The 14,977-nt window shown below is 73.6% G+C and carries 11 protein-coding genes and 2 riboswitches; of the genes, 7 read left to right on the top strand and 4 right to left on the bottom strand.

Translation table 11 applies throughout. From position 1 onward, the window contains the following. The first annotated feature begins 33 nt into the window (after nt 1-33). Genes ACX1D3_RS14975 through cobM form a run of 4 tightly spaced genes read left to right on the top strand, consistent with a single transcriptional unit; the run spans nt 34 to nt 3,801 of the window. Entirely contained in the window at nt 34-882 is an 849-nt protein-coding gene (locus ACX1D3_RS14975; RefSeq protein WP_458994603.1) for a ferredoxin-like domain-containing protein, read from the top strand. Continuing rightward, nucleotides 879-1,544, top strand: coding sequence for a precorrin-8X methylmutase (locus ACX1D3_RS14980; protein WP_458994604.1), 666 nt, complete (start codon nt 879-881; stop codon nt 1,542-1,544). The genes ACX1D3_RS14975 and ACX1D3_RS14980 overlap by 4 nt, the downstream gene beginning before the upstream one ends. Then, nucleotides 1,541-3,058 carry a precorrin-2 C(20)-methyltransferase gene (locus ACX1D3_RS14985; RefSeq protein WP_458994605.1) on the top strand — a complete coding sequence of 506 codons (1,518 nt, stop codon included), beginning with the start codon at nt 1,541-1,543 and terminating at the stop codon, nt 3,056-3,058. Before ACX1D3_RS14980 ends, ACX1D3_RS14985 begins: the two co-directional genes overlap by 4 nt. Beyond that, the gene (gene cobM, locus ACX1D3_RS14990; protein ID WP_458994606.1) at nt 3,055-3,801 is read left to right on the top strand and encodes a precorrin-4 C(11)-methyltransferase; all 747 of its coding nucleotides are present in this window, start codon (nt 3,055-3,057) and stop codon (nt 3,799-3,801) included. The genes ACX1D3_RS14985 and cobM overlap by 4 nt, the downstream gene beginning before the upstream one ends. 7 nt (nt 3,802-3,808) lie before the next feature. Here cobM and cbiE read toward each other — a convergent pair whose 3' ends face one another. After that, on the bottom strand, nt 3,809-5,023 hold the full coding sequence (gene cbiE, locus ACX1D3_RS14995) for a precorrin-6y C5,15-methyltransferase (decarboxylating) subunit CbiE (RefSeq protein ID WP_458994607.1): 1,215 nt from the start codon (nt 5,021-5,023) through the stop codon (nt 3,809-3,811). Between the two features lie 48 nt (nt 5,024-5,071). After that, nucleotides 5,072-5,219, top strand: a riboswitch (cobalamin riboswitch). Between the two features lie 26 nt (nt 5,220-5,245). Here cbiE and ACX1D3_RS15000 point away from each other — a divergent pair. Next, a complete protein-coding gene (locus ACX1D3_RS15000) occupies nt 5,246-7,300 on the top strand; it encodes a VWA domain-containing protein (RefSeq protein ID WP_458994608.1) in 2,055 nt (684 codons plus the stop codon). Then, nucleotides 7,300-7,914: a cob(I)yrinic acid a,c-diamide adenosyltransferase gene (gene cobO, locus ACX1D3_RS15005; protein WP_458994609.1), complete on the top strand. Its 615-nt coding sequence runs from the start codon at nt 7,300-7,302 to the stop codon at nt 7,912-7,914. The genes ACX1D3_RS15000 and cobO overlap by 1 nt, the downstream gene beginning before the upstream one ends. Before the next feature lie 18 nt (nt 7,915-7,932). On the opposite strand, the gene ACX1D3_RS15010 is transcribed toward cobO, so the two are convergent. The 3 genes from ACX1D3_RS15010 to cobN are packed head-to-tail and all read right to left on the bottom strand — an operon-like array spanning nt 7,933 to nt 13,033. After that, a complete protein-coding gene (locus ACX1D3_RS15010; protein ID WP_458994610.1) occupies nt 7,933-8,661 on the bottom strand; it encodes a cobalt-precorrin-6A reductase in 729 nt (242 codons plus the stop codon). After that, the gene (gene cobF / locus ACX1D3_RS15015; RefSeq protein WP_458994611.1) at nt 8,658-9,422 is read right to left on the bottom strand and encodes a precorrin-6A synthase (deacetylating); all 765 of its coding nucleotides are present in this window, start codon (nt 9,420-9,422) and stop codon (nt 8,658-8,660) included. Before cobF ends, ACX1D3_RS15010 begins: the two co-directional genes overlap by 4 nt. Beyond that, complete coding sequence (cobN, locus tag ACX1D3_RS15020; protein ID WP_458994612.1) at nt 9,419-13,033, bottom strand: cobaltochelatase subunit CobN; 3,615 nt, start codon at nt 13,031-13,033, stop codon at nt 9,419-9,421. Before cobN ends, cobF begins: the two co-directional genes overlap by 4 nt. 56 nt (nt 13,034-13,089) lie before the next feature. After that, nucleotides 13,090-13,157, bottom strand: a riboswitch (cobalamin riboswitch). A 323-nt stretch (nt 13,158-13,480) separates the two neighbouring features. Between cobN and ACX1D3_RS15025 the strand changes: the two genes are divergently transcribed. Beyond that, the gene (locus ACX1D3_RS15025) at nt 13,481-14,965 is read left to right on the top strand and encodes a patatin-like phospholipase family protein (protein ID WP_458994613.1); all 1,485 of its coding nucleotides are present in this window, start codon (nt 13,481-13,483) and stop codon (nt 14,963-14,965) included. Nucleotides 14,966-14,977 lie beyond the last annotated feature (12 nt).

Below are 14,977 nucleotides of genomic sequence, written 5' to 3' on the forward strand. Positions count from 1 at the left end.
GCAAGGGCCCCGGACCGAAGGGCCCCGTCTCCCATGACACTTCTCCGCGACCGACCGGACCGGTGCCCAGGCGCGCTGCGTCCGTGGCCTGCCGACGACGGGCTCCTGGTGCGCCTGCGGCTCATCGGGGGGCGCGTGGCCACCGGATCCCTGCTCGCCCTCGCCGCGGTGGCCGAGCGGTTCGGCGACGGTCGCGTGCGCGTCACCGGCCGCGCGAACCTGCAGGTGCGGGCCTTTCCCGGCGCCGACGGCCGCCTCGACGAGGAGGCACTGGCCGCCGTCGAAGCTACCGGCCTGCTGCCCAGCCGTTCGCACGAGCTCGTCCGCAATGTGATGCTCTCGCCGCAGAGCGGACTCGCCGGGGGCCGGGCCGACCTGCGCCCGGCCTCCGCCGCCCTCGACTCCCGGCTGCTGGCCACGCCGCGCCTCGCGGACCTGCCGGGTCGATTCCTGGTGGTCCTCGACGACGGCCGGGGCGACCTCGTGGCGCACCGCTCGGACCTCGCCCTCGTCGCCCTGGACGGGCACAGGGGCCAACTCCGCATCGGCGACGGCTGGGGCCAGGTGGTCCCCCTCGCCGCGGCGGCGGAGAATCTCGCGGCCCTCGCCCTGCGCTTCCTCTCGGCGCGGGGATCCGGGCCCACGGCAGCCTGGCACGTGACTGAGCTGGCCGCCCCCCTCGTCGCGCCGACGCCGCCAGATCCGCGGCTGCCCACCCCGGCCGCGCCGCTCCCGTACGGCCAGGTGGCGGGTGGCCGGCACGTTGCCGTGCCGGAGAACGGGCTCGACCGCGCCGCGATCGCCACGCTGGCCGACGGCGCACCTGAACTCATCGTCACGCCCTGGCGGGGTGTGCTCGTCCCCCGAGGAGAGACCGCATGATGCACCCGACCCGGCCGACCAGGCGCTACGACTACATCGCCGAGGGCCGCGACATCTACGTCGACTCCTTCGCCACCATCCGCCGCGAGGCCGACCTCGCCTCCGTTCCCCCGGACGCCGAGAAGGTGGCCGTGCGGATGATCCACGGCAGCGGTCAGGTCGATCTGGTGGGAGACCTGGTGGTGCATCCGCGGCTCGTCGCGGCCGCCCGCGGAGCCCTCGAGGCGGGTGCACCGATCCTGTGCGACGCCACCATGGTCGCCACCGGGGTCACCCGCAGCCGGCTCCCCCGCGACAACGAGGTCATGTGCTATCTCCACGACGACCGGGTGGCCGGCCTCGCCGAGGCCTGGGGCACGACCCGCACCGCGGCCGCCGTGTCCCTGTGGGAGCCCCTGCTCGACGGCGCGGTCGTCGCGATCGGCAATGCCCCGACCGCGCTGTTCCACCTCCTCGAGATGATCATCGACGGGGGACCCCGGCCCGCCGCGATCGTCGGCTGCCCCGTCGGTTTCATCGGCGCGGCCGAGTCCAAGCAGGAGTTGGCCGACCTTCATGACCGCTACGGCATCGACGTCCCGTATCTCACGGTCCTGGGCCGACGGGGCGGGTCGGCCATGACCTCCTCGGCGCTCAACGCCTTGGCGCAGGAGCAGGAATGAATGGGCGGTTCTACGGTGTCGGGGTCGGCCCCGGAGACCCCGACCTCATCACCCTCAAGGCCGCCCGCCTCATCGAGAACGCCGGCGTGGTGGCCTACCACGCCGCCGCCGGGCGCCAGTCGAACGCCCGTCGCACCGCCGGCGGCCTCTTCCGGTCGGATGTCGTCGAGGAGCAGCTGACCTACCCGCTGACGACCGGAGAGACCGACCACCCGGGCGGTTACCCGGGCGCCATGGCCGCCTTCTACGAGGACTCCGCGGCCCGGATCGCCGGGCATCTGCGCGCCGGGCGCGACGTCGTGCTGCTCGCGGAGGGCGACCCGCTGCTCTACGGGTCCTGCATGTACATGCAGGACCGGCTCGCCGGGGAGTTCGACACCGAGATCGTTCCCGGCGTGCCGGCGTTCGCCGCGGCGACCGCTGCCGTCCGCAGGCCCCTGGTGCGTCAGACCGACGTCCTGACCGTGCTCCCGGGAACGCTCCCCGAGCCGGAGCTCACCCGACGCCTCGCGGACACGGACGGCGCGATCATCATGAAGTTGGGCCGCACCTTCCCGGCGGTCCGCCGCGCGCTGGAGGCCGCGGGTCGGCTCGAGCACGCCGTGTACGTCGAGCGCGCCTCGATGCCCGGGGAGCGCCGGCTTCCGGTGAGCGACGTGAAAGCCGACGAGGTGCCGTACTTCTCCCTCATCGTCGTGACCGGCGACTCCCGCAACGGCGCCCGGTCCCGCGACGGCGACGGCCACCGGCACGAGCCGACCGCAGCGGACCCGAGCACCGCGCAGACCCCGGAAGTCCTCGTCGTCGGGCTGGGACCCGGGCCGGAGGGCTGGCTGACGGCCGAGGCGGTCGCGGCGTTGAGCCAGGTCGACCACGTCGTCGGCTACGGACCCTACGTGGACCGGGTCCCGCATCGGGCGGGCCTGACGCGGCATGCGTCGGGCAACACCGTGGAGGTGGAGCGCGCCCGGCTGGCCCTCGACCTCGCGCTGACGGGTGAGCGGGTCGCGGTGGTCTCGGGGGGCGACGCGGGCATCTTCGGCATGGCCGCCGCCGTGTTCGAGGCGGCCGAGGATGAGCTGTACGCCGACGTGAGAATCCGGGTCCTCCCCGGTGTCAGCGCAGTGCAGGCGGTGGCCGCCCGCGCCGGCGCACCGATCGGCGCCGATTTCGCCGTGGTCAGCCTGTCCGACAGGCTCAAGCCGTGGGCGGTGGTGGAGCGTCGCCTGCGCGCGATCGCCGAGGCGGACCTGGTCCTGGCCATCTACAACCCGGCCTCGCGGGCCCGCAGTACCCAGATCGCCGAGGCGCGCCGCATACTGCTGGAGCACCGGGCCCGCGACACCGTCGTGGTGGTCGGGCGCGACATCGGGCGTCACGAGGAATCCCTCACGGTCACGACGCTCGGCGACCTGGATCCGGCGGCGATCGACATGAAATGCCTCCTCATCGTGGGCGCCTCCGGAACCCGCGTGGGGCCGGCCGGCGTGTGGACCCCGAGGTTCGTGCGGTGACGGTCCACTTCGTCGGGGCCGGTCCCGGCGCCGGGGACCTGCTGACCGTGCGGGCCACGCGCCTGCTCGCGCGCGCGGACGTCGTGCTCTATCCGGGCAGCTATCTCGATCCCGATGTGCTGGCGCACGCGGGCCCCGCCGCGACCCTCATGGACACGCAGCACCTCGACCTGGACGAGATCACCGACCGCCTCGTGGCCGCGCACCGCGCCGGCCGGTTCGCGGTCCGGCTCACCTCCGGCGACCCGTCGCTGTATTCCGCCCTCGCCGAGCAGACGCGGCGTCTCGACGCCGCCGGGGTGCCCTGGGACGTCACCCCCGGCGTCCCCGCCTACGCCGCGGCGGCCGCCGCGATCGGGCGGGAGCTCACGGTCCCCCTGCTGGCGCAGTCGGTGGTCCTCACCCGGACCCAGGCCCGCTCCACGCCGATGCCCGGCACCGAATCGCTCGCGGCGTTCGCCGCCACCCGCGCCACCCTCGTGCTCCACCTGGCCGTCACGAAGGTGCGGTCGCTCATGACGGAGATCGAGCCGGAGTACGGCGCCGACTGCCCCGCCGTCGTCGTCTACCGGGCCAGCCAGCCGGAGCAGCGGATTCTCACCGCGACGGTCGCGACCATCGCCGACGCCGTCGAGGAGGCAGGGCTCCGTCAGGCCGCCGTCATCCTCGTCGGTCGAGCGCTGGACCCGGCCGCAGGCGGCGAGTCCTACCTGTACGACCCCGACCGGGCGCGCCGCAGATAGCCCGTGGTCAGGCGGGCGACAGCGCCCACCGGGTGACCGCGTGGCCGGGCACCCACCCCGAAGGCGTCCACACCTCACCGGTGACCCGGGCGAGGTCTCCGCCGAAGCGACGCTGCAGCTGTTCCAGCTCCGCGGCCTCGCCCTCGTCGACGGCATGGGCGACGAGCCGGCCACCGGGCCGCAGCGCGCCCAGACACGCGCCAGCCAGCCGGGCAGCAGCCGCACCGGGACCGAGGTGCACCGCGTCCGGCGCGGGAAGGTCGGCCAGGCTCGACGGCGCGGTCCCGACCGCGACCGACAGCCCGGGGACGCCGAGCCGGGCGGCCAGGTCGCCGAGCGCCCCGGTTGCCGCCGCGTCGGGCACGACGGCCGTGGCGGCGCAGGTGGGATGCGCCCGGAGCCACTCGACCGCCACGGGACCCGCCCCTGGGCCGATGTCCCACAGCCGTCCACCGGGGACCGGCCCCAGCAGCGCCAGGGCTGCCGCCCGGACATCACGGGCGAGGAAAGGCGCGACCCCCGACACGAGGGTGTCGGGCACGCCCGCCGTCCACCCGGCGATCAACGCTCCGACGCACTCGATCGCGACGATGTTCAGCCGCGGGAAGTCCGCGCGTAGGGCCGCGGCGGACGCGTCGAGGTCGAGTCGGCTGTCGTCACCGCCGAGATTCCCCAGCACCGTCAGGCGCGACGAGCCGTAGCCGGACTCGACGAGGAGCGCCCCGAGCAGCCGCGGGGTCGTCTCGTCCGACGACAGCACCAGCAGTCGGCGGCCGGGCGCCAGCTCCCGCAGCACCAGCGACACGTCGCGTCCCACCACGCTGACCAGTCCGTGGGACTCCGCCGGCCAGCGCATGGCGGCCCGGGCCAACGCCACCGACGAGACGGCGGGGCGGATCTCGACGCCGTCCGGGCCGAGGAGGTCGATGAGCACCGAGCCGATGCCCGACACGAGCGGGTCGCCGGAGGCCAGCACCACCACCGTCGCACCAGGATGAGCGGCGACGATCTCCACCAGGCCGGCCCGCAGCGGGGAGGGCAAGGGGAGCCGCAGCTGCCCGGGGACCGGCGGCAGGAGTTCCAGGTGCCGTGCAGCGCCGACGACGAGCGTCGCGGATCCGGCGAGCTCCTCGCTGACCGCGTGGACACCGTCGGCGGACACCCCGACGACGATCACCCGGCCGCTGGTGCGGCGGGCCGCCGCGGGGCTCCTGTGTGGCACGGCAAAAGACGTTAGCATGGGCGCACAGGCACGAGGTGCCCCGCGAGGTTCACCCATCGGAGACGGTGGCGCAGGCCGACGGGGAGAATCTGGGAAGCCGGTGAGAGTCCGGCACAGGCCCGCTGCGGTGAGCCCGGCCTTCGCGAGAGCGAGGGACCGGGCGAGTCCGAAGACCGGCCTCGCGCCCGACCATGACCATGGCGATACGAGCGGGAGCCTCAGATGCCGGTGCACTTTCCCTTCCCTGCCGTCCTCGGCTGCGAGACCGACGCGCTCGACGACATGGGCCTGGCGCTGGTCCTCGCCGCCATCTCCCCTGAGATCGGCGGGGTCCTCATCCGCGGCGAGAAGGGCACCGCCAAGTCGACCACGGTACGGGCGCTGGCCGCCGTCCTCCCGCAGGTGAGCGTCTACGCCGGGGACCGGTTCTCGGTCGATCCCGCGGACCCGGCGGCGACCTCCCCCGACGGACCCTTCGGGCCAGGGGCCGAGACGCTGACCCGTCCCGTGCGGCTCGTGGAGCTTCCGGTCGGGGCGACGGAGGACCGCGTGCTGGGCTCGCTGCACCTGGAACGCGCGCTGTCCCACGGGCGCGTCGAATACGAGCCCGGGCTGCTCGCCCGCGCCCACCGGGGCCTGTTGTACGTCGACGAGGTCAACCTCCTGCACGATCACCTCGTCGACCTGCTGCTGGACGCGGCCGCGATGGGGAGGGTGAGCGTGGAGCGCGACAGCGTCTCCGTCGAGCACCTGGCGCGCTTCGTGCTGATCGGGACCATGAACCCCGAGGAGGGCGAGCTGCGTCCGCAGCTCCTGGACCGCTTCGGCCTCACCGTGGAAGTGGCGGCCCCCCGGGCCCCCGGGGCGCGGGCGGAGGTCGTCCGGCGGCGGATGGCCTTCGACGGGGACCCGACCGGCTTCGCCGAGCGGTACCGGCCCGCGGAGGAGGCCCTCACCCGCCGGATCGAGGCGTCGCGCGCCAGGGTCGCCTCGGTGCGGCTGTCCGACGCCGCCCTGCTGAAGATCGCCGAGATCTGCTCGGCGTTCGAGGTCGACGGGCTGCGTGCCGACCTCGTCACGGCTCGCACCGCAGTGGCCCATGCCGCCTGGGAGGGGCGCACCGACGTGACGCGGGCCGATATCCGGCGGGCGGCCCTGCTGGCCCTGCCGCACCGGCGGCGCCGCAACCCGTTCGACGCGCCCGGGCTGGACGAGCAGCTCCTCGACGACCTCCTCGGCCGCGACGATCCTCCGCCGGACGACGATCCGACCCGCGACGACCCCCCGCCACCGTCGGATCCCACCGGCGAGAGTCCCGATCCGCAGCACTCCCCCGGCGCCGATCCGTCTCCGGACCCCTCCGCGGAGGGCACCCAGCGGCCCGACGGCGAGGCCCCGGAGACGGTGGCGGCCGCAGCGCCGCCGCCAGAGCCGGTCAGGGACGCGGCCCCCGAGAGCCGGGTCGCCAGCGGGACCCCCTATCGGCCGAAGACCTTCACCGTGCACGGAATCGGCCAGGGGGCGGCCGGTCGACGCAGCCGCGCCATCACCGAGACCGGTCGCCGGATCGGGGCGAGCCGGGCGGCCGGCCCCGTCGGCGGTCTGCACCTCGTCGAAACCCTGCTGGCCGCCGCCGGCCGAGCGCCGGCACGGGACCGCCTGGGGCGGGTGCTGCTCCAGCCGGAGGATGCCCGCATCGCGGTGCGGGAGGGCCGCGAGGCCAACCTCATCCTCTTCTGCGTCGACGCCTCCGGGTCCATGGCGGCCCGCAAGCGGATGGGTCAGGTCAAGACTGCGATCCTCTCCCTGTTGCTCGACGCCTACCGGCGGCGCGACAAGGTGGGCCTGATCAGCTTCCGCGGGCGGCAGGCGGATCTGGTCCTGCCGCCGACGCACTCCGTCGACGTGGCGGCCGCCCGCCTGGACGACCTTGCCGCCGGCGGCCGCACGCCGCTGGCCGAGGGGCTCCTCGAGGCGGCGGCGGTGCTGACGCGCGAACGCCGCCGTGATCCGCGGCTGCGCCCCCTCCTCATCGTCGTCACCGACGGGCGCGCCACCGGCGGCACCGACGCCCTGGCCCGCTCCGAGCTGGCTGCCGCACACGTCGCCGGCCTCGGCGTGATCAGCGTCGTCGTCGACGGCGAGAGCGGCCCGCTGCGGCTCGGCCTCGCGGCGCGTCTCGCCGAGCGCCTCGGCGCCAGACACGTCCCGGTGGCCGAAGTCACGGCCGACGCCCTCACCTCCACCGTCCACACCCACACGAGAAGAGCCGCCTGATGCCCCAGGGTCAACCGCTGTCCGTCCCCGACGACGGCCTCACCACACGCCAGCGCCGCAACAAGCCGCTCCTGATCGTCCACACCGGCGAGGGCAAGGGCAAGTCCACGGCGGCGTTCGGCCTCGCGCTGCGTGGATGGAACCAAGGCTGGCGGGTCGGCGTCTTCCAGTTCGTCAAGTCGGCCAAGTGGCGCATCGGCGAGCAGACCGTCCTGGAACGCCTCGGGCGCCTGCACGACGAGACGGGCGAAGGGGGGCCCGTCGAATGGCACAAGATGGGTGCCGGCTGGTCGTGGACGCGCAAGCAGGGTGAGGTGGACGACCACCGGGAGGCCGCCCACGAGGGCTGGCTGGAGGTCAAGCGCCGGCTCGCCGACCAGGCGCACGACCTGGTCGTCCTGGACGAGTTCACCTACCCCATGACGTGGGGTTGGGTCGACGTCGAGGACGTGGTCAGCACCCTGGCGGAGCGCCCGGGAACGCAGCATGTGATCATCACCGGGCGGGGCGCCGACCCGCGTCTGATCGAGATCGCGGACCTGGTCACCGAGATGACCAAGGTGAAGCACCCGATGGACGCGGGGCAGAAGGGGCAGCGCGGCATCGAGTGGTGAGGGGGGCTCCCGCCCCGTTCACCCCCTCCGCAGCAACCAGGCCAGCACCGCGTCGACGTCCACCACGGTGGGCACGTCCGGCGGGCCCGGCGGCCGCCGCACCATCACCACCGTCACACCGAGCTCCGCGGCCGCGTCCAGCTTCGCCCGGGTGTAGGTGCCCCCCGAGTCCTTCGTGACGAGGACGTCGGTGCGGTGGCGGCGCATGAGCGCCAGCTCGCCGTCGAGCGGGTAGGGGCCGCGGCTGCGCAGGATCTCCCAGGCCGGGGGCACCGGGACGTCGGGGGCGTCCACGACGCGGGCCAGCACCGGCCGGTCGCCCAGCGCCGGCACGTAGCGCGCGAGTTCCTGGCGTCCGACGGTGAGGAACGGCCGGGTCCCTGCCCCCGCGGCGGCATCGGCCGCCGTGTCGTGGTCCTCGACGATGCACCAGGCAGGGTCCGGCGGCCAGCCCGGCCGCTCCAGCCTGAGCAGCGGCACACCGTCGGCGCGGCATGCCTCGGCCGCGTTGGCGGTCATCCCCAGCGCGAAGGGATGGGTGGCGTCGACGACGACGTCGTAGGCCGCGAGCTCGGCACGGAGGCCCTCGACACCACCGAAGCCCCCCGTCCGGACCCGGCCCGGCGGCAGCCGCGGGGCAGCGACCCGGCCGGCCAGCGAGGTGGTGACATCGATGCCCGGCACCTCGACGAGCCGCGCGGCCAGCCGCCGGGCCTCGCTGGTGCCGCCCAGGATCAGCAGCCTCATCCGGCACCGCCCCGAGGCGGTGGGGCCGTCCCGCCGGGGGCACGCAGGAGCGCGATGTCCATGACCCAGCCGGCGCGGTCCCGGGCGCGCTCCCGCGCGGCCGCCAGGGCGCTGCCGACCTCCGCCACCCGGCCCGCCAGCAGTTCCTCCGACTCGGCGCCGAGGTTGGCCCCCCACCAGATCGACCAGTCGTCGAGGCCCTCGAGGGCGGGCACCCCGCCCAGCATGACGACGAGGTTCGTCTGGCCGGCCGCGATGTCACGGCGCAGCCGTCGGGCCGTCGTGACGTGCACCGGCTCTCCGACGGGGTGGAGGACCATCCTGTGCCGGGCCGCCAGCGCCTGCGGGGCGCTGATCCCCGGCAGCACGTCGAAGCTCAGCGGGAGCCTCGCCGCGATCCCCTCGACGATGCGGATGGTCGAGTCGTAGAGGCCCGGGTCACCCCAGACCAGGAAGGCCGCCGTGCCGCCCCGGGCCCGCAGGACCTCCTCGTAGGCGGCGATCCGGGCCGCGTGCCAGGCTCTGACCGCGGCCGGATAGTCCGCGGGATCGTCGCGGTCGCGTTCCGGGTCGGGGATCTCCACCACGTCCACGCCGTGGGCCGCTGCGATGGCCCGGCGGGCCGCCAGCAGCCCGTCGTCATCGCGTTTCCTGGCCGCGAGCACGTAGTCGGCGCCGGCCAGAGCCCGCGACACCTCCGGCGTCACGTGGTGCGGACCCATGCCGATGCCGAGGATCCGCACCCTCACCGGTCCGCTCATGGCGTCTCGTCCTCCAGCTCGCCCTCGACCTCGAGGTAGACGTCACGCATGGCCGCGAGGGTATCGGCATCGGGCTCCGCCCACAGCCCGCGCTCCGCGGCCTCGTGCAACCGTTCGATGATCCCACGCAGGGCCCAGGGGTTGGACCTGCGCAGGAACTCCTGCGTGGCGCCGTCGAGGACGTAGGCGTGGGCCAACCGGTCGTACATCCAGTCATGCACGACGCCGGCGGTCGCGTCGAAGCCGAACAGGTAGTCGACGGTGGCGGCGAGTTCGAAGGCCCCCTTGTAGCCGTGCCGCTGCATCGCCGCGATCCATCGGGGGTTCACGACGCGGGCCCTGAACACGCGCGCCGTCTCCTCGGCGAGGGTCCGGGTGCGGACGGCATCCGGCGTGGTGGAGTCCCCGACGTAGGCCCGCGGCGCCGTCCCGGTCAGCGCCCGCACGGTGGCCACCATCCCGCCGTGGTACTGGAAGTAGTCGTCGGAGTCCGCGATGTCGTGCTCGGCGGAGTCGACGTTCTTCGCCGCCACCGCGATCCGCCGGTAGTTGGTCCGCATGTCCTCGGCGGCCGGGGCCCCATCGAGATCGCGGCCGTAGGCGAAACCGCCCCAGGCCGTGTACACCTCGGCGAGGTCGGCGTCGTCGCGCCAGGTCCCGGACTCGATCACCTGCAGGATGCCGGCCCCGTAGGAGCCGGGCTTCGAACCGAAGATGCGCGTGGTGGCCCGGCGGGGGTCGCGGTGCAGCGCGAGGTCGGCGCGGGTGTGAGCCAGCACGAAGTTCAGTTCCACGGGTTCGTCGAGGCCGGCCACCATGCCGACGGCGTCGTCGAGCATCGCGACCACGTGCGGGAAGGCGTCGCGGAAGAAGCCCGAGATGCGCAGCGTGACGTCGATGCGGGGGCGGCCCAACTCCTCGAGCGGCACCACCGTCAGCCGCGACACCCGCCGCGACGCCTCGTCCCACTCGGGCCGCACACCGAGCAGGGCGAGGACTTCGGCCACGTCGTCGCCCGAGGTGCGCATGGCGCTGGTGCCCCACACCGAGAGCCCGACCGACACCGGGTAGGTGCCGGTCTCGTCGAGGTGTCGCTGCAGGAGGGAGTCGGCCATCGCCTGGCCGGTCTGCCAGGCCAGGCGGCTCGGCACCGCCCGAGGGTCCACGGTGTAGAAGTTGCGACCGGTGGGCAGCACGTTGACGAGCCCGCGCAGCGGAGAGCCCGAGGGACCGGCGGGGACGAAGCCGCCGGCGAGCGCATGGACGACGGCATCGAGCTCGTCGGTCGTGGCCGCCAGCCGCGGGACGACCTGCTCCGCGGCGAACCGCAGGACGCGCCCGACTTCGGGGTCGTCGTGCATCGTCGCCACCGCGACCGGGTCCCAGCCCGCCGCCTCTGCCCGCTCGACGAGCTCACGCGCCCGGGACTCGGCCCGGTCGACGGCGGCCAGGTCTGCGCCGTCGGCGAGGCCCAACGCGGCCCGCAGGCCCGGGACGGCGTCGCCCACGCCTCCCCAGACCTGCGTCGCGCGCAGGATCGCCAGGACGAGATTGACACGGGCCTCACCGGTGGGCGCGGCACCCAGGATGTGGAGACCGTCGCGGATCTGGGCGTCCTTGATCTCGCAGAGCCAGCCGTCGACGTGGAGCAGGAAGTCGTCGAACTCGTCGTCGTGAGGCTGCTCGTCGAGGCCCAGGTCGCGGTGCATCTCGGCCGAGCGCATGAGCTGCCAGATCTCGCCGCGGATCGCCGGGAGCTTGGCCGGGTCCATGGCGGCGATGTTGGCGTGCTCGTCGAGCAGCTGCTCGAGCCGGGCGATGTCGCCATAGGCCTCCGCCCGGGCCATCGGCGGGATGAGGTGGTCGACGATCGTGGCGTGCGCCCGGCGCTTGGCCTGGGCTCCCTCTCCGGGGTCGTTGACGAGGAACGGGTAGATCAGGGGCAGATCGCCGATCGCGGCATCGGGGCCGCAGGAGGCGGACAGCGCGGCGTTCTTCCCGGGGAGCCACTCCATCGAGCCGTGCTTGCCCAGGTGGACCACAGCGTCGGCCGAGAAGCCGTGCTCGAGCCAGCGGTACGCGGCGAGATAGTGGTGGCTGGGCGGCAGATCAGGGTCGTGATAGATGGCGACGGGGTTCTCACCGAAACCCCGCGGCGGCTGGATGAGGATGACGACGTTGCCCGCCTGGAGAGTCGCCAGGACCAGTTCCCCCGCCTCGTTGACGAACAGGGTGCCGGGCGGCTCACCCCAGGAGGCCACCATGGCGGCGCGCAGGTCGGCGGGCAGGTGCGCGGTCCACGCGCCGTAGTGCGGGGCGGGGATGCGGACGTGCGCCCCGGTCAGCTGCGCGGACGTGAGCCACTCCTCGTCCTGCCCTCCGGCGGCGATGAGGGTGTGGATGAGCGCGTCCCCGGCCGCGGTGTCGTCGCCGAGGTCGAGCAGCTGATGGATCGGGAAGCCGGCGGTGTCGTCGGCGGGGCCCAGGTCGTAGCCCTCGGCGCGGAGTCGTCGCAGCAGGTGGATCGCGGAGACCGGGGTGTCCAGCCCGACGGCGTTGCCGATGCGTGAGTGCTTGGTCGGATAGGCCGACAGCACCAGGGCCACGCGTTTGCGCGCGTTGGGGAGGTGTCGGAGCCGGGCGTGGTTGACGGCGATCCGGGCCACCCTGGCGGTGCGCTCCGGGTCCGCGACATAGGCGGGCAGGCCCTGCTCGTCGATCTCCTTGAACGAGAACGGGGCGGTGATGATGCGCCCGTCGAACTCGGGGATCGCGATCTGGTTCGCCGAGTCGAGCGGTGTCACGCCGTCGGTGGATGCCTCCCAGTCGGCGCGCGCGGCGGTGAGACACAGTCCCTGGAGCACCGGGATGTCCAGGGCGGCCATCCGGGCGACGACCCAGGACTCGTCGTCTCCCCCGGCCCCGGCGGTGGCCGGGACGGATCCGCCGGCGGCCAGCACGGTGACGATGAGGGCGTCCAGGGTGCCGAGGGCGTCGTAGAGGGCGTCGGGAGCCGACCGGAGGGACCCCGCGAAGATCGGGACGCCGACCGCCTGCCCGGTGTCGTCGACGGCGTCGGCCAAGGCATGCGCGAAGGCGCTGTTGCCGCTCGCCTCGTGGGCCCGGTAGTACAGGATGCCGATGCGCGGGAATGCCGGATCACCGGCGGGCCGGTCGGCGTAACCCCACGCGGGGATCACGGCGGGGGGCTCGAAGCCGACGCCGGTCAGCAGGACGGCGTCGGACAGGAAGGCGTGGAGTTCGGCCAGATTCGCCGGGCCGCCCTCGGCCAGGTAGCGGTGCGACTGCGCGGCGATCCTCATCGGCACCGTCGACAGTTCCATCAGTTCAGGGCTCGGCTGGTGCTCACCGCCCAGGATCACCAGGGGGGTCCCGGCGGCCCGTGCGGAGGCGAGCCCCGGCCAGAGGTCCTGCGGGGAGCCGAGGAGGCGGACGACGACGACATCGGCGTCGGCCACGATCCGGGTCAGCTGGTGGTCGGACGTGCGTGCGGGATTGGCCCACGTGTATCCCGAGCCGCTGGCGCGGGCGGAGAGCAGGTCGGTGTCGGATGTGGACAGCAGGGCGATGCGCGCGGGCGACTCGGCCATTCGAGGGGTCCTCCTCGGGGTTCTCGCCCCGTCGATCGGTCGGATGAACCCGTGGTCAGTGTCTGGCTGGTCGGTCGACGACGTCACAGTGGCGGAACCGCCCCGGAATCTCACCGGGTTCCTGCCCCACGGGCTGCGACGAGCCTAGCGGCATTCTCCGGGGCACGACAGGCCCAGGCCGGCCCGCCGTCCTCCGCAGTGCAACCGGACACGCCCGCCTGGGCGGGCACGGGATTCTCGCATGCCCGCTCCCGGACAGATGCGTCTCGACCTTCGTGGACGGTGGGTGTTGACGGTTCTGTCTCACGCCTTCGTGGACGATCGCCCTCAAGCCGTGGGTGGCGGCGAGTGTCGTCGGCATGGCGCGGCCGCACGCGGCGCCCCTCTCGGCAAGAGCGCTCTGCCGGCTCGAGAGGGCCTGGCCGGGGCACTGACTAGGCTGGGCGGATGGATGTGAAGGGTTGGTTCGGACTCCCTCTCTTCGGGCAGAGCCCGCGCCCGGAGGTGGTGTCGTGCACCCTCTCGGGCGGCGGGTCACGCGCCAGCTTCCAGCTGGGCGCGCTCGACTATCTGTACCGCAACGACGAGGCGTTCGCGCCGAGCATCTTCGTGGGCTCGTCCGCCGGCGCGATCCTCGCCTCGGCCCTCGCCCAGGACGCCTCGCGCGAGGGCCAGGAGCGCTACCTTGCCCGGCTGACCGAGCTCTGGATGGCCATGACCGGACCGGCGGACATGTTCACACCGCGGCCGTGGTTCGAGCGACTGCAGACCGAGGCCCCCGGCTGGTTGGAGGTGGTCACTCCCGTCAGGCAGGCCGTCGCCAAGCCGGTGCGCCAGCGGCCGGCCCTGCTGCCGTTCCTGCGCTCAACGCCCATCAGCCCCTCCACCCCGGACGAACCCGCCGCCCCGCTGGACCCCCTTGAGCTGGCCCTTGCGCCCGACGAGGAGGTGCGCTCCGAGTGGTCACTGACGGTCCTGTCCGGCATCGCCTCCCATCTGGGCCGCCTGCCGCGCATCGGCAGCGGATTGGGCAGCATCTGGCAGGGCCTGGACCGCTCCCGCTCGATGTTCCGGCCTGGCCCGATGCTGGCCAACCTCCTCGATCCGCGGACGTTCGACCCCGCACGTGTCGCCGCCAGTGGAGTCACGCTGCGCATCGCCATGGTGGCCCTGGAATCCGGCGAGCTTCGCTTCATGACCGAGAGCGGCAGCCTCGTGGACCGGTTCAACCAGAGCGTCGACGACACCAACCACGACCTGGCTGTGGGCGTGCTCGCTTCCTGCGCCATTCCTGCGGTGTTCCGCCCGGTCCCGATCGGCAGCGAGACCTACGTCGACGGCGGCGCTCGGGAGAACCTGCCCGCAGAGTTGGCCATCGGGCACCTCGGGGCTGCCCGCAACTACGTCATCTCGTCGCAGGCGCAGGGCCTCCCCCAGCGGGCGAGCATGATGGACGCCGACATGTTCAGCGTGGTGATGCGCTCCACCGAGATCCTCATCGACGAGGCCGGCCGGGATGAGCTGGCCTATGCGCATTCGGCAGACGCCATCGTCATCCACCCCGAGCTCGCCGTGCACGACACGATGACCGTGCACCCGGGGCTCATCGCCATCAACCGCGACTACGGATGGCTCCGGGCCGCCGAGCGGCACCTCGACCTCGGTGAGGCGGCAGAGGCGCTGCACCGCCGCATCATCGCCCTGCGCGTGCGGATCCTCCGCCTCGAAGAGCGTCTGCTGGCGAACCCGGAGCCCGGACGGCGCGAGTTCCTGACCCTGCGCAGCGCCAAGATCGAGCTGCGCGACTCCGTCCGCGCCACCCACGGCACCCCACTTCCGGACGCGGTCGAGACATGGTGGACGACGTGGGAACGCCACGTCGTCCAGCCCACCACGCAACCCCCCTGGATGCCCCTCACGGCGCGAGGCTGAGCATTAGGCTGA

Source organism: Tessaracoccus yangjingae (assembly GCF_054483935.1).